The sequence below is a fragment of the Methylomonas sp. LL1 genome, from assembly GCF_015711015.1.
Taxonomy (GTDB): Bacteria; Pseudomonadota; Gammaproteobacteria; order Methylococcales; family Methylomonadaceae; genus Methylomonas.
The window spans coordinates 2,060,506-2,076,194 of record NZ_CP064653.1; the positions used below are offsets into that span (position 1 = coordinate 2,060,506).

20 protein-coding genes and 1 tRNA gene are annotated in these 15,689 nt (G+C 51.5%); 9 read left to right on the forward strand and 12 right to left on the reverse strand.

The annotated features are described in order from the left end of the window. Positions 1–61: 61 nt before the first annotated feature. From IVG45_RS09605 to IVG45_RS09635, 7 genes are all read right to left on the reverse strand, one after another. The gene (locus IVG45_RS09605) at positions 62–409 is read right to left on the reverse strand and encodes a hypothetical protein (RefSeq protein WP_196437595.1); all 348 of its coding nucleotides are present in this window, start codon (positions 407–409) and stop codon (positions 62–64) included. 89 nt (positions 410–498) lie between these two features. Further along, entirely contained in the window at positions 499–825 is a 327-nt protein-coding gene (locus IVG45_RS09610) for a hypothetical protein (protein ID WP_196437596.1), read from the reverse strand. After that, positions 822–2,333 (reverse strand): primase-helicase family protein, encoded by a 1,512-nt coding sequence (locus tag IVG45_RS09615; RefSeq protein ID WP_196437597.1) that lies wholly within the window; start codon positions 2,331–2,333, stop codon positions 822–824. Before IVG45_RS09615 ends, IVG45_RS09610 begins: the two co-directional genes overlap by 4 nt. Further along, positions 2,333–3,190: a toprim domain-containing protein gene (locus tag IVG45_RS09620; protein ID WP_196437598.1), complete on the reverse strand. Its 858-nt coding sequence runs from the start codon at positions 3,188–3,190 to the stop codon at positions 2,333–2,335. The genes IVG45_RS09615 and IVG45_RS09620 overlap by 1 nt, the downstream gene beginning before the upstream one ends. 118 nt (positions 3,191–3,308) lie before the next feature. Beyond that, positions 3,309–4,022, reverse strand: coding sequence for a hypothetical protein (locus IVG45_RS09625; protein WP_196437599.1), 714 nt, complete (start codon positions 4,020–4,022; stop codon positions 3,309–3,311). Beyond that, a complete protein-coding gene (locus tag IVG45_RS09630; RefSeq protein WP_196437600.1) occupies positions 4,015–4,299 on the reverse strand; it encodes a hypothetical protein in 285 nt (94 codons plus the stop codon). The genes IVG45_RS09625 and IVG45_RS09630 overlap by 8 nt, the downstream gene beginning before the upstream one ends. Before the next feature lie 3 nt (positions 4,300–4,302). Further along, the gene (locus IVG45_RS09635; protein WP_196437601.1) at positions 4,303–4,929 is read right to left on the reverse strand and encodes a hypothetical protein; all 627 of its coding nucleotides are present in this window, start codon (positions 4,927–4,929) and stop codon (positions 4,303–4,305) included. Positions 4,930–5,090: 161 nt separating this feature from the next. Here IVG45_RS09635 and IVG45_RS22650 point away from each other — a divergent pair, with 161 nt between their 5' ends. After that, positions 5,091–5,531: a hypothetical protein gene (locus IVG45_RS22650; protein ID WP_230874824.1), complete on the forward strand. Its 441-nt coding sequence runs from the start codon at positions 5,091–5,093 to the stop codon at positions 5,529–5,531. A gap of 29 nt (positions 5,532–5,560) precedes the next feature. Here IVG45_RS22650 and IVG45_RS09645 read toward each other — a convergent pair whose 3' ends face one another. Continuing rightward, positions 5,561–6,166 carry a hypothetical protein gene (locus IVG45_RS09645; RefSeq protein ID WP_196437603.1) on the reverse strand — a complete coding sequence of 202 codons (606 nt, stop codon included), beginning with the start codon at positions 6,164–6,166 and terminating at the stop codon, positions 5,561–5,563. A 132-nt stretch (positions 6,167–6,298) separates the two neighbouring features. Next, positions 6,299–6,559, reverse strand: a complete 261-nt coding sequence (locus IVG45_RS09650; protein WP_196437604.1) for a hypothetical protein — start codon at positions 6,557–6,559, stop codon at positions 6,299–6,301. A 21-nt stretch (positions 6,560–6,580) separates the two neighbouring features. Between IVG45_RS09650 and IVG45_RS09655 the strand changes: the two genes are divergently transcribed. The 3 genes from IVG45_RS09655 (at position 6,581) to IVG45_RS09665 (ending at position 7,646) form a co-directional block, all read left to right on the forward strand. Next, complete coding sequence (locus IVG45_RS09655; RefSeq protein ID WP_196437605.1) at positions 6,581–6,835, forward strand: ogr/Delta-like zinc finger family protein; 255 nt, start codon at positions 6,581–6,583, stop codon at positions 6,833–6,835. Between the two features lie 121 nt (positions 6,836–6,956). Continuing rightward, entirely contained in the window at positions 6,957–7,112 is a 156-nt protein-coding gene (locus IVG45_RS09660; RefSeq protein WP_196437606.1) for a hypothetical protein, read from the forward strand. Positions 7,113–7,115: 3 nt separating this feature from the next. Further along, entirely contained in the window at positions 7,116–7,646 is a 531-nt protein-coding gene (locus IVG45_RS09665) for a GNAT family N-acetyltransferase (protein WP_196437607.1), read from the forward strand. Positions 7,647–8,244: 598 nt separating this feature from the next. On the opposite strand, the gene IVG45_RS09670 is transcribed toward IVG45_RS09665, so the two are convergent. The 3 genes from IVG45_RS09670 to rpoH all read right to left on the reverse strand — a co-directional run bounded on the left by IVG45_RS09670 (position 8,245) and on the right by rpoH (position 10,680). After that, positions 8,245–9,498: a tyrosine-type recombinase/integrase gene (locus IVG45_RS09670; RefSeq protein ID WP_196437608.1), complete on the reverse strand. Its 1,254-nt coding sequence runs from the start codon at positions 9,496–9,498 to the stop codon at positions 8,245–8,247. Between the two features lie 186 nt (positions 9,499–9,684). Further along, positions 9,685–9,769: transfer RNA gene (locus IVG45_RS09675), tRNA-Leu, on the reverse strand. 56 nt (positions 9,770–9,825) lie between these two features. Beyond that, the gene (rpoH, locus tag IVG45_RS09680) at positions 9,826–10,680 is read right to left on the reverse strand and encodes an RNA polymerase sigma factor RpoH (protein ID WP_196437609.1); all 855 of its coding nucleotides are present in this window, start codon (positions 10,678–10,680) and stop codon (positions 9,826–9,828) included. Positions 10,681–10,918: 238 nt separating this feature from the next. Between rpoH and IVG45_RS09685 the strand changes: the two genes are divergently transcribed. The 5 genes from IVG45_RS09685 to IVG45_RS09705 all read left to right on the forward strand — a co-directional run bounded on the left by IVG45_RS09685 (position 10,919) and on the right by IVG45_RS09705 (position 15,684). Continuing rightward, complete coding sequence (locus IVG45_RS09685; RefSeq protein WP_196437610.1) at positions 10,919–12,580, forward strand: glutamine--tRNA ligase/YqeY domain fusion protein; 1,662 nt, start codon at positions 10,919–10,921, stop codon at positions 12,578–12,580. 7 nt (positions 12,581–12,587) lie between these two features. Continuing rightward, entirely contained in the window at positions 12,588–13,472 is an 885-nt protein-coding gene (locus IVG45_RS09690; protein ID WP_196437611.1) for a fructosamine kinase family protein, read from the forward strand. A gap of 450 nt (positions 13,473–13,922) precedes the next feature. Continuing rightward, positions 13,923–14,666 (forward strand): OmpA family protein, encoded by a 744-nt coding sequence (locus IVG45_RS09695; protein WP_196437612.1) that lies wholly within the window; start codon positions 13,923–13,925, stop codon positions 14,664–14,666. A 23-nt stretch (positions 14,667–14,689) separates the two neighbouring features. Continuing rightward, positions 14,690–15,238 (forward strand): V4R domain-containing protein, encoded by a 549-nt coding sequence (locus tag IVG45_RS09700; RefSeq protein ID WP_196437613.1) that lies wholly within the window; start codon positions 14,690–14,692, stop codon positions 15,236–15,238. A 35-nt stretch (positions 15,239–15,273) separates the two neighbouring features. Further along, a complete protein-coding gene (locus IVG45_RS09705; protein WP_196437614.1) occupies positions 15,274–15,684 on the forward strand; it encodes a roadblock/LC7 domain-containing protein in 411 nt (136 codons plus the stop codon). The last annotated feature ends 5 nt before the right edge of the window (positions 15,685–15,689 follow it).

A 15,689-nucleotide genomic window follows, 5' to 3' on the forward strand; every position in this document is an offset into this window, starting at 1 on the left:
TGCCGACCGTTGTTTCCTACGGCCGGTTAAGCCTCCTCAAGCCCAAGCGCTACAATCGAATTTATTCGCGGTTTCCACCAGTTGGTTCATAAACAGGTCTGTATCCAGGTACGCCGGCAAAACATTGGCCGTTTAGGTGGTTGGGTATTACACCTTCCATCGCGTCTTCCGGATCGTCGGAGGCAATGAGCGGCGGCGCCGGCAAATCCCACAGCAACACGTTGTTAATGCGCTTCTCGTTGCTTTCAACCACCAAAGCCTGAGCAATCTCCGGCAAGTTGGCCGTCACAAACAAAGCCAGCGATTTTTTCATCTTGTGCCTTGGCCAAACCCTAATCCGGTTATGGTGTAAATCGGCGTCGTAGCCTTGCCGGCGCAATTCCGCCAATGGGTTAATGGTGTTTGTCATTTTCAAATCCTCAATTGGTTTTTGATAAATGACCTTTAAACAGTGGTCGTCTGCCTCCTCAAGCCGGCCATGCAAATGTGTTTAGCAATTCACCTCCACCATGAAAGCGGTTTCTCCTCAAAAAGCCGCCAAAATAAAAAAAACAAAAAAAAGTCGATTTTTGCCATCCCAACTGTACCACCACGCCGCAAGCCACGAATGGCGCGGCTTACAGCCGGTGCAGTTGCCTGGATAGCTGCTATACCAACTACCCCAGCTACACCACTTTTAAGCGAATTATCGGCTTTTGGTTTAGTTGGTATAGATACGGTATAGTTAATTAAATATTTGCTGTACCACTTAAGACACTGAAATAGCGCGGTTTTTTGTTGGTGGTACAGTTGGTACAGCAAAAAACGGCATTTTGAAATTTTCACGACTCCAAGGCCTCTTCGGGTACATCCAACATTTTGGCGAATTGCTGTACCAGTACCGCCTTGTCCGGTAATTCGTAAAACTTGCCGTTTCCTCGATCTGAACGACCATGCACCTCTATCCCCAATTTCGCCATGGTGCGACCGGTAAGATTTGCCGCTGCGGCCTTGGTGACTTTCTCGCCTTCTTCCACGCTCCAGGCTATAAAGTCATCGATCAACTCGGTTGCATGAATACGCGCCCGACCGCCGAAAGGTTCGGCTTGGGTAATCTGGTTGTAGAAGAACTGGTTAACGCCGCACAGATTACCCAGCTTCTCGGCGATTAATGCCGCCGTTTGTGGGCAGGAATACGGGTTAAAGTCGTCTATGTTGACGATTAGCAAGTAGTTCAACAATTTTGCCGGGCCGTCGTTCTCGATCCAGGCCCAAAGCCTTTTGAAATAGGCCGCGTCCTGGGCGTATCTGTCGGATGGCTCCAGCACCAAATAACGCCGCTCGCGTATGCCTGCATTCAACACCTTGGCGTGATTGCTGGCGAATATCAGCCTGCAATAGTTAGGCAAAGGTTCGATCTCCAACCCCTTGCGTTCCATGTTGACCGTGGTTTCCGAGATAATGCCTTTCAAGCGGTCGGCCACGTGCTTATCGGTCAAATCCACTTCGTCGGCAAAGATCAATAGTCGATTGGCCACCGTGCTATTAAACCGTCCGGCAATCGCATAGGCGCCATTGGTCTTGTTGCCGTGGGCTCCCAAGATTCTTAGCAACGGCTCGGCCATGGTACCTTTGCCGGTGCCTTCCACCGATTTCAACACGACGGCCACGCTGGGTTTGATGTCCGGCTTTTGGAATAGGTGCGCCATCCAGCCAATCAGGTAACGGTAAGACGGTTCATGACCGGAACACATCACATGCTTGAGGTGATCCAGGTATGGCGACACATCGCCGGCCATGGGCTTAACCTGCAAGCCTCTGAAAAAGTTCAATGCGTCCGGCGGGCATTTTTGTGGATCCGGAAAAAACCCGGTACCGCCCAGCTTGATGTTTTTGCCTGGCCACTCAAGCCAAGCCTGGCCCCGGTTCTTGCCGCTGATTTTTTTCTCGTGCAGGAATTTTTTCTTAAACTCTGCCGGCGATTCAAAGGTGAATACTTGCCCCTGCACCTGGCAGTAACGGCGGCCGACAATCACGTTTTTACCGCCAAGCATGGCATGACAGTACAGCTCGTTCATGTTGGCGAGTTCGAGCACATCGTCCGGCGTAATAGGGTCACCGTTCGCCCAGTTTGCGACCGGGGGTTGGTTCGATTGGGCGCTGACTTGATGCATACCGGCCGGCTTGGTTGCCGGCGCCGCTGTCGTCTTGGCTTGCGCCTGGGCTTGATTGCCGCGTGGATCGACCGAATCCCGGTCGAGATCGATAACCGGTTTTCGTTTTGGCGGCAATTCGCCCTCCGCCGCCAGCATGGCAAACAGGTCTTCGGTTGGTTTGTCGTGGGAACCGTCCATCAAACCGCGCCTCCCGCTGCAATCACGTCGTTCCAGTCGGCTCCGGCTTGCTCAGGAATCAAATACTTGCCGCCGACAGCCAGCGCGGCTTTGCGCGCGGCCGCTTGGCCGGTGCCGCTCTCGTCGTTGTCGCCAGCGATAATAATTTCCGCATCCGGAAACAAGCGCCGTGTAACCAGTGCGACCGGTTCCAGGTTGCCGGCGTCCATGGCCACCATGACGAATACGCCCAGCTCTTCATGCAGACTGGCGCCAGTGGCCCAACCTTCGCAAATCACAACCTTGTCGGCACCGGTAGCGCTGCCGATCACCGAAAAACAGCCTTTCTTTTTGCCGCCGGCAAGAAATCGCTTATTGCCGGCGGCGTCGATAAATTGCAGGTTAACCGGTTCGCGAGACTCGTTGTAGAGCAGTATTACCAACGCTTCATTGTAATGCCGCACTTGAAAGGGCTTAACACCTTTTTTGATCAAATAGCCGTGGTGCCGGGTACTGGGTATAGGATTGGCCTTATGCCAAATGGCCCGGGCTTTTTCAGCGGCTGCTTTCTGGCGTTGGTGGCGTTCTCGCTGCCGCTTTTTGCGCTCGGTTTCGATCTGCCTACGTTCGGATGGGGTCAGGGTTCTACGTTCGCCCGCTAAAGAACCGGTTTTCTTGATCGACCTTGGGAAATACTCAAAATACCAAGACGGATTGCCGTCAGCGTGGATGAGGTAGGAAATGTTTAGCGTGCCCACCTTGTCACCTTCGGCGTGAGCCCGGTGCAACACGCCATCGGCTATTAGTTTGTCGTCTGTCTCAACGCCATGCGCGGCCATATCGGCGCGAACGGCGTCAATTAAATCGTTTATATTCATTGCATTAGCTCCTTGCGAACCCTGCAAAAAGCTTCTAAACTGTCTTCGGTTTTTGAATAGAAGCTTGATTGATAAATGGCCGGCGGGCTCCTCAACTCCGCCGGCTTTTTTATGCGCGTTACCTTGGCGTATTCCTATGGAATGACTCGACAACGGCCGCAACGTCCAAAAGTTCGTGTTGCACCGCTTGCAGCGCGTAATACACCGAATCGTCACTCGGCCGGCCTTCGTCGCCGTCGGTCGCAAAGCTGTTGGATAACATTGTCACGACGGCCACGGCTTTGTTGATCGACATGTTCACCGTGTCCAATAATCCAAGCGTGCCGTGCTCGAGGCCGATGGGCGACAGCCGGTGACCGAAGTCGGCCGATCCAGCCATGGCGCCGATAAATGAGTTTTCCACTTCTGTGTCGTCCGGACGGCCCTCACCGACCAGCCAATCGACCGCCGCGACTAAATAGGCGGAGCGCTGACAAAGCCCCCATAGCCACGGACGAGTAAACCGGCCGCAACGGTTAGGCGATGCGCCTATCTTGGCTAGATGGTCCGTTAATGCCCTCATGCGCAGACCTACTTCGGAAAACGACGACCTATCGATTAACGGGCAGTAATCAAACTGCTCCACTTCGCGCCCGTATTGTTCGGCAAACATCTGGCCCAGCATTTCATCGAACAGGTTGGCGGCCGAATAAAACTGATCGAGCGCCGCCGCTGCCGTGGGTTCCGATAAAGTCGCCCAGATGAAGGACAACTCGACAAACTGGTTGCTGAGACTGTGGGCGGCGGTCAGTATTTGGGGGATAGCGGTTTTGGCGTGCTTTGAATTAATCATTGACGGCCTCCGGTTTGGTTTGTGTGGTGATGGCAAGTCCTTTTGTCATTGAAAAGTCCATCAACTCTTCCTGGATCGCGGCCATGTTGGCGGCAATGGGTTCAACCAGCCACGCCAACTCGCTGATTTCGTGATTTGTACTGTTGGTCAACAAATAATCTAATGCCTTTAGGCGCTGGATTTCGTCCTGCAAGCGCTCCAGTCGGTAATTGATATGGCTAATGATGCGCGCCGAATCGTCGGTGATAAAGACTTGGTTTTTCGTTTTTTCAGTCATGTCTCAACCCTCCAGAATGGCTTTGATTTGCTGTTCGATCGCATAAAGCGCGTTGTCGTCCCAGCCGGGAACGTGGCGAATGTGCAGGACCTGGTGAAACAAGCGGAAGGCTTCCGCGTCCAGGTTGATCAGCTCGAACAGTGAATGACGGAAAGGGACGTTTTTACGGTAGGCGCTTAATAAAGCGTCAGCCAGAAATCGGCCCGACTCGCCTGGTTGGCTAACGCGCTTGATCAGCAAATCGGCCTCGAGCGGCATTGGTTGCAGGCCCAGCTCTTCGGCTTGGCGTTTCATGTAACCGGCCAGGGTCCACGTTTTTGGACGACTCTCGACGCCACCGGCACTCGGTACCAAGTAAATCGTGGCGGGTTTGTCCTGAACAGGTTTGACTGCTGCGGCCTTGGCTTGATCACGCGCGGTTTGGCAGGCGTCGGCGATTTCCTGGCAAACAATCTGCAAGCAAACGAGTGACGATCCGCGAAGATGATCGATGTTGATTTCGTACAGCACGGACTCGATACACATGTCGAGGCTTTCGCGTTTGCGCTTGATCGTTTCAGCCAAATCTTGGCGGCGGGCTTGTGCTTGGGTGGATTCTGGGCGGATTTCGCCTATAAATTGGGTGTTCATAACGCGGTAACTCCTTTGGTGATGGAATAACCGCCACTGATAGTTTCGACGCTATCGGGTGACGGACTGAAAACGGGGTCGAAAACTGCCCAAAGGTGCAGCCAGCGCCGAACGCTGCCCGTAATCAGTCCGCCATAACAGAAAAGACACGGCATAACGCCATGCTGAATGACAGACATAAAAAAGCCGCTAAGGTCTGCGGCGATTTTTTCGCCTTTGGTTCTAACCAGGTTTCGACGCCCGGTGCTGGATGTGCCAGCGGTCAAAAGAATAGCTCTGCTGTTTTTGCGTGTCAAGAAAACAATCACGCTACACCGCCAAGTTTTTCGATCAATGCGCGAATGTCTTCGACTCGCCAAGCAGTTGTTCGCTCGGATATTTTTACCGGTGCCGGATATGTTCCATCCTTAACTCGATTCAAAAACGTAGTCCGACCAACAGGAATCAGCGGGGGGATTTTTTTCTTTTTATCCCCAACTATCGACCATATCCGGAGGAAACCGGTTTCAGGTAGTTTGTGTGTTGTTGTGGCCATGCCTTTGCACCCCGATGATGCTTGTTATACATGGCTGCATGATGATGGAATTAGCAAAAATAACTAGAACGACAGCTAGCTGATGTCCTGATTTATTTATAGTTTCTTCAATAAATTTCTTGTGTATCCAAATGATAAATTAACTTTTTTTGATATTTCATCAGCCGCGTTTTCTTTATTTAGTTTTAGCCTATCCTCATTGTCTCGATAATATTTAATTGCCGCTTCTTTTCTCGTTGGCGGATGTTTTATATGTCTAAATTTACCGCCTTTGCTTCTTATGGTTCTGTCTCCAGTAGCAAAGTGACAAAAACCATAATAAGACCCAATGTAATAATTGGCATCGATTAGCGCTTTCATGGCTAAATCCATTCGGCCTTGTGCGTAGTTGTATCCGGACTTCAAGGCATAAAAAAACGCTATAGACAGTATCAAATCGTCGTCACTCGAGTCTGACTCAGTTAGCGCGTCATTTAGGCATTTATCAAGGTCTTGTCCGGTTGATTCGTGCGCAATAGCCGCACCGTGAGCAAGGTTCAAGTAAATTTCAAATATTCTATTAATTTCAGATTCAAGCGCTTGGCCGTCTAATTTATTTCCGATCTCAAATCTAACTGAGTTTTGAATATCGCAAATACTGTCAGTAAAACAGGCTCGAAAGTCTTCAACCGGTTTGTAATATCTTAAATTTGTAGATTCCAAAAAAATTCACTCCGTCCAAGTGAAAGTCGTCCAAGAAGGGTTAACCGGAAACAGGTGGACGAAACCCGCTTATTGCCCGCTAAAGCTATCCGGTTGATTCGATTATAAACAAACTGCGCTGAATACCGCCAATTATTGATCCGGAAACAGCCGCTTGAAGTCTGCTTCCAGATTGGCCGGCCGGTCACCAAATTGCCGCCAATATTCGCAAAGGCCTATGATGATTTTCATGTCGGTATGGCCACACTCGAGCATGATCTTCAGCAGTTCCAGGGTTGGCATGACTTGGGCGGCAACGGGTAACGCTGGCTTACCCGAGCCGGCCGACGGGTTGAATTGACGGCGGCATAACATGCCGTTACGCGTCAAGTTTGGTAAAGTTTCTAACCTCACCCATTCGTCCGGAACGCTCATATGACTGTTTATTGCCCGAACTGCCACCAAAAAGCCCGCATCACTTCCCGCAACAATATGAACGATGAAAAAACCGTGGCCGATTTGTATTGCAGTTGCACCAATAAGGATTGCTACGCTACGTTTGTCACCACGCTGGGGTTCAAGCACTACCTTAACCCGCCGCTCCAATCGACCATGCAACTGGCGGTCAATTTGTTAAGCACGCTCAGCAAAGCCGAACGCCTGGCGCTACTGAAGGGTGCGATTGATTGAACCGGTTAAAACATCAATTAGGCGCTTTGCTCCTAATTTATGGCGGTGTATTATAGTCCGTCAAGGTTCAACGAAATACGATAAGCGGCGATAACGTCCGCCTAATACTGGAGCAAATTATATGGCAAGCAAGGTAAAGGACACGCCGGTACTTCATGGCAAAGATGCCCAACGTTTTAACCAGAAAATGCGTGAAGCCACTCAAAAAGCTATCTCGAAACAAGAATATGACCGCATGATGGCGGTTTTCAAAAGTGTTCGCATTGTCGAAAGCTAACATATGGATGGTTTGGAGTTTGTCCGACTCGGTATTGACGACGAGCGGGATCCATCCTTTGATTGCGGTGATCCTGATTTAAACGAGTTCTTTCTCGAAGATTCAAAAGCCAATTGCCGTGAATTATTGGCTGTTACCTATGCTTGGCGGCTGCAGGATAAAACCATAGCCTATTTCAGCGTTTCTAACGACGCCATCACCAGCCAAGACGTTGATAACTTCAATCGCTTTCGTCGCATGCTACCGAATAGAAAGCGCTACAAAACCATGCCAGCAGTAAAAATCGGCCGTTTTGCCGTCCATAAGGACTATAAAAAGCAAAAATATGGCTCGAAGATTATGGACTTCATCAAGATTTGGTTTGTCACCGGCAATAAAACCGGCTGCCGGTTTGTCATCGTCGACGCCTTAAACAAGGATGATGTTTTGCCCTTCTATGAAAATAACGGATTTTCATATCTCACCCAAAAAGACAAGTCGGACCATACCCGGCTGATGTATTTTGACCTTATGCAAATTGCTCATGCTGTTTGAATAAGACCAAGATAGTCGGCCCGTTATTGCTCTAGCCGGATGCGCTTGTCCAAGCCAAATACGCGGCGCTGTTGCACTGTTGCAAGGCATGCCGCCGGATTGATGCCACCAACCGGCCGGACATTCCATTATGCCTGACCTTGCGCGAGCCGCTGCCTTTTCTTGCGGCATGCCGGGCTACATGTGATCGCTGTTTTAATGCCCTCGAAACACTTGCCGCAAACCGCGCATCTGTGCGAATACAATGGCCGGCTATATGACATGTTGATGGTCTTGTCGTGAGTGGCCGTTCGACCGCGCGGCGCTTCCGCAATATCGGACAAGCGCTTTACCCGCGTTTCATGATATTGGTCATCGTGTACTTTCACTATTTCCATACGCCCTCCTAAATGTCACAGTATCTTAGCACCAAGATACTGTGACAGCAAAAATAAATCAAATCAGTTTTCGGGGTAAAAAAGAAGTAACCAAATAAAGATTTGTGGTGGATTAGTGCCGGGTCGAATGCTGGGTTTAATGGTCTGTAAGCCTTGGTAGTGCTGACTGTGCTGGGTATGCTGGGTTATTAATTCTATAAAAAACTGTTTTCCAGGCCGGGTTATGCCTGGCGTGGGAACTGGATTACTTGCGCACCGGTTTTCAATGCGTCCAAGTAATCGGCCCAGGCTTGCATCATCCGCCGGCGTTCGTCCAGGTATTGTGCGCGGTTATAGGCTGCGCGTACCTGATCCTTGGGCATGTGGCACAGTTGACGCTCGATCGCATCCGGCGACCAGCCTTGTTCGTTGAGTAAGGTCGATGCGGTGGTTCTGAAACCGTGGGCGCTCATCTCGTCGCTTTGGTATCCAAGGGTTTTTAGCGCGGTGCGGATCGTACCGTCTGACATGGGCCTGCCGTCGCCGCGGCTTGAAGGGAATACGTATCGTCCGGTACCGGTTAGCGGCTTGATGGCTTCCAAAATCTCCACCGCTTGGCGCGATAACGGGACAATGTGTTGCGTTTCGGTTTTGGTGACAAAGTAGCGCCATTCCTTGGCTATCAAGTCGATGTCCTTCCATTCCATTTGGCGAATTTCGCCCGGACGCTGAAACAAATATGGCGAGAGTCTTAATGCGCATTGCACAACAAACGTGCCTTGATAGCAGGAGATGTCCCGCAGTAATTGGCCAACTTCCTTGGGCTCAGTGACGGCCGCGTTGTGTTTTACTTTTTGTGCCGGTATTTGAGCGCCTACCGCTTGAGCCGGATCGTAGTCTGTATAGCCGTGGGCGATGGCATAGGAAAAAGCGCCGCTAATGTCTGAGCGCACACGGTGCGAGGTTTCCAGTTGGTTTTTAATGATTAGCGGCCGCACGATGGCGAAAACATCCGGCGACTTCACTTCGCCGATAAGCTTTTGACCAATTGCCGGAAATACATACAGCTCGAATCGGCGAAGTTTCTTTTGTTGGGTAATGTAGCGGACGGTGTGAGCAGTTGACGCCAACCAATCTCGTGTAACGTATTCGAAGCTGTTGATCAGCGGAAGCCCGGCATCAAGGCGTATTTGAGCCTCGACGGCCTGTTGGTTGTCGGCCTTTTCCTGTTTACGCGTTGCGCTGGGATCGATGCCGTTGGCAACTTGCTCGCGGGCTGCTTCGGCTTTGCGCCTGGCGCTTTCGAGTGATGTCTCCGGATAAGAGCCAAAACCAAGCCGATTTTGCTTGCCCCCAAACCGGTAAATAAATCGCCAAAGCTTTGATCCGTTGGTTTTGACGAGCAACGCCAGACATTCGCCGTCATTGATGGTGTAGTCTTTGTCTTTAGGCTTTGCAGCCCTGTAGACCGTGTCTTTATTGAGATTTTTAGCCATTGAGTGACACCAAAAGTGATACGCAGTGATACGGTTAATCTTAAATTTACCGCGTATCACTAAACGTGTCACTGTTTTGGGTGTATGTCACTGCATTTTGTTGAACTTCTTTGAACAATAAAAAACCCGCTAAGCCTTGAGGCTTGCGGGTTTTAATACTTCTTTGCACGTCTCCGTACACATGTTTGGTACCGAGGGTCGGAATCGAACCGACACTCCCGAAGGAACCGGATTTTGAATCCGGCGCGTCTACCAGTTTCACCACCCCGGCAAAGAAAGTGGGCATTATAAAGACCTAAATAAGTTTTGCCAAGTATTTTTTTACGATCAGGCCGCCAACACTACCGCTTTGAGTTTTTTCATGGCATTTTGCTCCAGCTGTCGAATGCGCTCGGCGGACACCTGGTAACGGTCAGCCAACTCGTGCAGCGTGGCTTTCTGCTCCATTAACCAGCGGCTAGCCAGAATATCCCGGCTTCTGTCGTCCAACTCGGACATGGCGTTCATCAGCAGGTCTTCCTTTCTATCCTGCCAATCGCTGTTTTCCAACAGCAAGGCCGGATCGGCATTTTGCTGTTCCAGATAGGCAATCGGAGCAACGCTGCCGTCTTCGCTATCATCATCCAGGCCCGGTTCCAATCCGATATCGCGGCCATCCAGGCGCCTTTCCATTTCAAAAACGGTTTTGACGTCGACATCCAGATTCTCGGCTATCGCTTCAGCATCATCCGGCGACAAATAACTCAAATCTTTTTTCATTTTACGTAAATTAAAGAACAGTTTGCGTTGAGCCTTGGTGGTTGCAACCTTGACGATGCGCCAATTCTTAATCACGTATTCGTGTATCTCGGCCTTGATCCAATGCACCGCAAACGATACCAGCCGCACGCCCATGTCGGGATCGAAGCGTTTTACCGCTTTCATCAAGCCGATATTGCCTTCTTGCACGATGTCCGCCAGCGGCAATCCGTAACCCGAATAACCACGCGCCACATGAGCTACAAAGCGGAGATTGGACATGACCAGTTCGCGGGCGGCATTAATGTCGCCTTCGTCGCGATAACGCACGGCCAGTTCGTATTCATGCTCGGAGGACAATTTGGGCATGCGCGCAACCAGACTCAAATAACTGTCGAAAGTCCCAACCGACAAATTGATCGGCAAAGCCAACATATTGTTCATAGCACCCTCTACTTCGATGTAAAAATTTGGATGACCGAATTCTAGCACTCGACAACAAAGAGTGCTAATAAATTAGAAAAATCTTTTCGAACAGCGGCTTAGCCCCAATCACCTGGCGATTTCGTTGAATTGAACGGATTGGCTATACCTTTACGAAATCGAGCCAAACTCGTTAAAATGCTTCAACGGCGATCATCCATCGCACCCTTCACTCATTTCAAACCATTAGCCATTAATCATGTCCAGCAGCGAAAGCCCCGTACAATCCAACTTTATCCGTCACATTATTGCCGAGGACTTGGCAATCAATAAAAATGACGGCAAAGTCGCCACTCGCTTTCCACCGGAACCCAACGGCTATCTACACATCGGCCACGCCAAATCCATCTGCCTAAACTTTACCTTGGCCGCTGAAAACAACGGCACCTGTAATCTGCGTTTCGACGACACCAATCCGGAGAAGGAAAGCGTCGAATACATGGAGTCGATCGAGCGCGACGTGGCCTGGCTGGGTTTCAAATGGGCCGGCAAATACCATGCCTCGGATTATTTCGAGCAGTTGTTCGATTACGCGGTCCAACTGATCAAACAAGGCGATGCCTATGTCGACAGTTCCAGCCCCGAGCAGATGCGCGCCGACCGCGGCACCTTGACCGAAGCCGGCAAGGCAAGCGCCGACCGTAGCCGTTCGATCGAAGACAACCTGGATTTATTCCAACGCATGCGCGCCGGCGAATTCGCCGATGGCCAATATGTACTGCGAGCCAAGATCGACATGGCCTCGCCCAACATGAACATGCGCGATCCAACCATTTACCGTATCCGTAGGGTCCATCATCATCGCACCGGCGATGCTTGGTGCATCTATCCGATGTACGATTACACCCACTGCTTGTCCGACATGTTGGAAGGCATCACCCATTCGATTTGCACGTTGGAATTTGAGGATCATCGTCCACTGTACGACTGGGTACTGGATACCTTGAAAACCCCTTGCCACCCGCAGCAAATCGAATTCGCCCGCCTACAACTGGAATACACCATCGTCAGCAAGCGCAAGTTGTTGCAACTGGTCACCGAAAAACACGTCACGGGTTGGGACGACCCGCGCATGCCGACCATCTCGGGCCTGCGTCGAGCCGGATTCACCCCGGAAGCGATCCGCGATTTTTGCGAGCGCATCGGCGTCACCAAGAACGATTCCTGGATCGAAATGGCGGTGCTGGAAAACTGCATCCGCGAAGACCTGAACGAACGCGCGACACGGGCTATGGCGGTACTGCGGCCGTTGCGAGTCGTGATCAGCAACTGGGAAGACGGCAAAACCGAAACCTACCAAATCGCCAACCATCCGCAAAAACCGGAGATGGGTAGCCGCGAAGTGCCTTTCTCGAAAGTCATACTGATAGAACAAGACGATTTCGCGGAAAATCCGCCCAAGGGTTACAAACGTCTGGTACCCGGCGGTGAAGTACGCTTGCGCGGCTCCTATGTCATCCAATGCAATGAGGTGGTAAAAGACGACGCCGGCAACGTGATCGAATTGCACTGCAGCTACGACCCGGCCACCTTGGGTAAAAATCCGGAAGGCCGCAAAGTCAAGGGCGTGATTCACTGGGTATCGGAACAACATTCACTGCCGGCCGAACTGCGGCTTTATGATCGCCTGTTCAGCCACGCCAACCCGGACACGCTGGATAACTTTCTGGATGCCTTGAATCCGAATTCGCTGGAAGTATTAAACGATTGCCGCATCGAAGCCAGTTTGGTTAATGCGACACCGGATATCCGCTATCAATTCGAGCGTACCGGCTATTTCTGCCTGGACAGTGTCGACAGCATGCCCGGCAAACCGGTGTTCAACCGTACCGTCACGCTACGCGACAGCTGGGGCCAATAGCAACGCCATGCAGGTTTCAGCCAGCCTGATTCAGCATCTGCGGCAAGTCAACGGACATCCACTGAGCAACCACCGCCTTACCGGCGTCGGCGGTGGCGATATCAACGCCGCTTACCGGCTACAAGCCGATGGCGTCGATTGGTTTATCAAATTGAACCGCGCCAGCCTGCTGGGCATGTTCGAAGCCGAAGCCGCCGGCTTACGGGAGTTGGATTCGCTGCAACAGGTGCGAGTACCGCGCGTAGTGTTATACGGCACGCGTGAAAATCAGGCTTATCTGGTACTGGAATATATCGAACTGGGAGCTTTACGCGGCGACAGCGCCGCCCGCTTTGGACAACAACTCGCCAATCTGCATCGGCAACCTCGGGATTTTTTCGGCTGGCCTATCGACAACACCATAGGCTCGACCCCGCAACATAACACGCGCCATGCCGACTGGCCGACTTTCTGGCGCCAACAGCGGCTAGGCAAGCAACTGGAATTTGCCGCGGACAACGGCTTCACCGGCGCCCTGCAAGACAAGGGCCGCAAACTGCTGGAACAAATTCCGGCGTTTTTTACCACTTATCAACCACAACCGGCATTGCTGCATGGCGACCTGTGGGGCGGCAATGCGGCAAGCGACAAGCAAGACAATCCGGTGATGTTCGATCCGGCCTGTTATTACGGCGACCGAGAGACCGATATCGCGATGACCGAATTATTCGGCGGTTTCGGCCAAGATTTCCAGGCCGCCTATCGGCACGAATACCCGCTCGACCCCGGCTATCAAACCCGTAAAACCCTGTACAACCTGTACCACATCCTCAACCATCTGAATTTGTTCGGCGGCGGCTACCTAGGCCAAGCCAATAGCATGATAGAACGGCTTTTGTCGGAATTGAACTAGCCATTGCCCTCAATGTAACCTGGCTTATTTTCAAATGGCGATTAGCTTGTACCCATTCCTAAAACCAAAACTATCGTTTGCTGAGTGGACTTGTTCTGAGCGAAGCCAAAATAGCCGAAGCGAATAGTTGGCTTCGACTCCGCTCAGTCAATGACTGTTTTTTGGAGTGCGGTGAATTTATTACCATAAACCACCTTTGGAGAGTTTCGGCCACGATTGCCGAACGATAATCGATAACCCTCTCTCAACAATCACCCAAAAACGTTATAGTAATCACAATTTAATTTCATACTATACTTTGACCCCGGACAAATGGCGTGTTAGCAACATTAGGGATTAACCTGAAGTGGTTCCAAATATCAATCAACAACATCGGAAGACGCGGGATGTATCGGGCAAGGTTTCATTAACCATAGTTCCTTGCCTTGGACCCACGATAAAGGAAATGGCATGAGCAAAGACCGATCGCTTGATTATGACGGCTTGGACGGCATACTACAGCCGGCTGGCGTGGTCGAACCCAAATCCGTCTGGTACCGATCGGGCTGGAGCTTGACCTTTGTCTCGGCTGTTTTAGTCGGTCTCTATTTATTCCGGGAAAAGACACCCATGCCCGCCATTAGCCTGGAGCATACCAGCCCTACCGCTGCCGTACCCTCCAACCAAGCCCCGCCAATAACCGCCGCTCCGGTTTTAAATCATACGGCCGTGCCGGCAGCTGAAACCCTTACCGAAGCGGCCGCCAACCCGCCGGCATCGGCATCGCCAGCACCAATCGAAACCGGCGCGGCTGAATCTGCGCCCGTGACAGAGACGGCGGCGGCAACAGCCGCCGACATCACGCCGCCCCCGGCACCATCCGGCAACTTATTTAGCGTCTATTTCAAATTCGCCTCCAAGAAGCCGAATCCATTAACGCCCAACGAACTCGGCAATTTGGTCAGCGCCGCCAACCGTTGCCCCAACCTGATCAAACTAACCGGACATACTTGCAGTTTAGGCTCGGATGCCGGCAATCAAGAACTGGGGCTGACAAGAGCCAAGGCTTTAAAAAAACTGTTGCTAGCCAACGGCATCCCGGCGCAACGAATAGTCATCGCATCCGAAGGCATGCGCAAACCCGCCGCCGCCAACGACAGCCAAGCCGGACAGGCTTTGAATCGCCGGGCAGAACTGTCTTGCCTGGATCAATAATCGAACACTAGAGGATAGAAGTCATGTTACAAAACACCAAATCAGACTACCAGATTGCTCAACAGCAAATTCTCGATGGCATTATTTCCGGAGAGTTCGAGATCGAAAACCGCAAGGATTTGGGTCCCATGATACCGATACGGCTTTTCCAAGCCCTGCGCATGGTGGCTTTGGGCTCGAACGTGGAAGACATACTGGGACAAGGCGCGCCGTCATTGGTCTATCATTCCGGCCAGAGTCTGGGCTTGGCCATGGGCCAAATCGCGGCCGCCAATATCGACAGGGATCTGGAAACCTATGTCGGAAAAATCAAGTTATTATGCCGACAACTCAGCATCGGCCTGGTCGTGCCGGACAAGGTCGATTTGGACGCCGGCATGCTCGAATTGCGGGTCGACGAATGCGTTTCCTGCGCCGGCATCCACAACGTATCGGCGCCGATTTGCCATTTCGAGGCCGGCATGGTCGGAGGCATCGTCAAAACCTTTTTCAAGCGCAATGTGAAGGCGACCGAAACCAAATGCAATGCACTGGGCGATAAAACCTGTTTAATACGCGTCGATTTATTGTAACCGGGCACACCCAAACACGTTTTCAGGAGTACCTTATGAGCAACATCCTTCAGCTCGATGTCCGCAAATCCCAATCGACCGAGATTGATTCCATCCTACGCAACCTGATGAGCTTACAAGGCGTCACGGCCGCGGCCATCGTCGATGGCGACGGTTTTGTCACCCATATACACCGGGATTCGGAGATCAATACCGATGCCATCGGCGCCTCGGTCCAAGTCGTGTTCGGCGCGGCGGCCAAAGCGGCGCAGCATGTCGGCCATCATGTGACTAATCTGGTGATTTGCGAAAATACCGAAGGCTATATTCTGTCCACGCCGATAGAAGCGGGCTTCATGCTGGCCTTGGTCACCCAACGCGATGCCCTGCTGGGCCGGGTCCGATTTGAATTGAAAGAAACCATTCCGGTATTGAAAAAACTGTTTGCCAGTTACCTATCAAACTAAAACCT

Excerpts from the sequence above, each read along its gene's own strand:
- IVG45_RS09605 (WP_196437595.1), bottom strand. The coding sequence starts at position 409 with ATGACAAACACCATTAACCCATTGGCGGAATTGCGCCGGCAAGGCTAC.
- IVG45_RS09615 (WP_196437597.1), bottom strand. The coding sequence starts at position 2,333 with ATGGACGGTTCCCACGACAAACCAACCGAAGACCTGTTTGCCATGCTG.
- IVG45_RS09620 (WP_196437598.1), bottom strand. The coding sequence starts at position 3,190 with ATGAATATAAACGATTTAATTGACGCCGTTCGCGCCGATATGGCCGCG.
- IVG45_RS09625 (WP_196437599.1), bottom strand. The coding sequence starts at position 4,022 with ATGATTAATTCAAAGCACGCCAAAACCGCTATCCCCCAAATACTGACC.
- IVG45_RS09630 (WP_196437600.1), bottom strand. The coding sequence starts at position 4,299 with ATGACTGAAAAAACGAAAAACCAAGTCTTTATCACCGACGATTCGGCG.
- IVG45_RS09635 (WP_196437601.1), bottom strand. The coding sequence starts at position 4,929 with ATGAACACCCAATTTATAGGCGAAATCCGCCCAGAATCCACCCAAGCA.
- IVG45_RS22650 (WP_230874824.1), top strand. The coding sequence starts at position 5,091 with ATGCTGAATGACAGACATAAAAAAGCCGCTAAGGTCTGCGGCGATTTT.
- IVG45_RS09655 (WP_196437605.1), top strand. The coding sequence starts at position 6,581 with ATGACTGTTTATTGCCCGAACTGCCACCAAAAAGCCCGCATCACTTCC.
- IVG45_RS09660 (WP_196437606.1), top strand. The coding sequence starts at position 6,957 with ATGGCAAGCAAGGTAAAGGACACGCCGGTACTTCATGGCAAAGATGCC.
- IVG45_RS09665 (WP_196437607.1), top strand. The coding sequence starts at position 7,116 with ATGGATGGTTTGGAGTTTGTCCGACTCGGTATTGACGACGAGCGGGAT.
- IVG45_RS09670 (WP_196437608.1), bottom strand. The coding sequence starts at position 9,498 with ATGGCTAAAAATCTCAATAAAGACACGGTCTACAGGGCTGCAAAGCCT.
- rpoH (WP_196437609.1), bottom strand. The coding sequence starts at position 10,680 with ATGAACAATATGTTGGCTTTGCCGATCAATTTGTCGGTTGGGACTTTC.
- IVG45_RS09685 (WP_196437610.1), top strand. The coding sequence starts at position 10,919 with ATGTCCAGCAGCGAAAGCCCCGTACAATCCAACTTTATCCGTCACATT.
- IVG45_RS09690 (WP_196437611.1), top strand. The coding sequence starts at position 12,588 with ATGCAGGTTTCAGCCAGCCTGATTCAGCATCTGCGGCAAGTCAACGGA.
- IVG45_RS09695 (WP_196437612.1), top strand. The coding sequence starts at position 13,923 with ATGAGCAAAGACCGATCGCTTGATTATGACGGCTTGGACGGCATACTA.
- IVG45_RS09700 (WP_196437613.1), top strand. The coding sequence starts at position 14,690 with ATGTTACAAAACACCAAATCAGACTACCAGATTGCTCAACAGCAAATT.
- IVG45_RS09705 (WP_196437614.1), top strand. The coding sequence starts at position 15,274 with ATGAGCAACATCCTTCAGCTCGATGTCCGCAAATCCCAATCGACCGAG.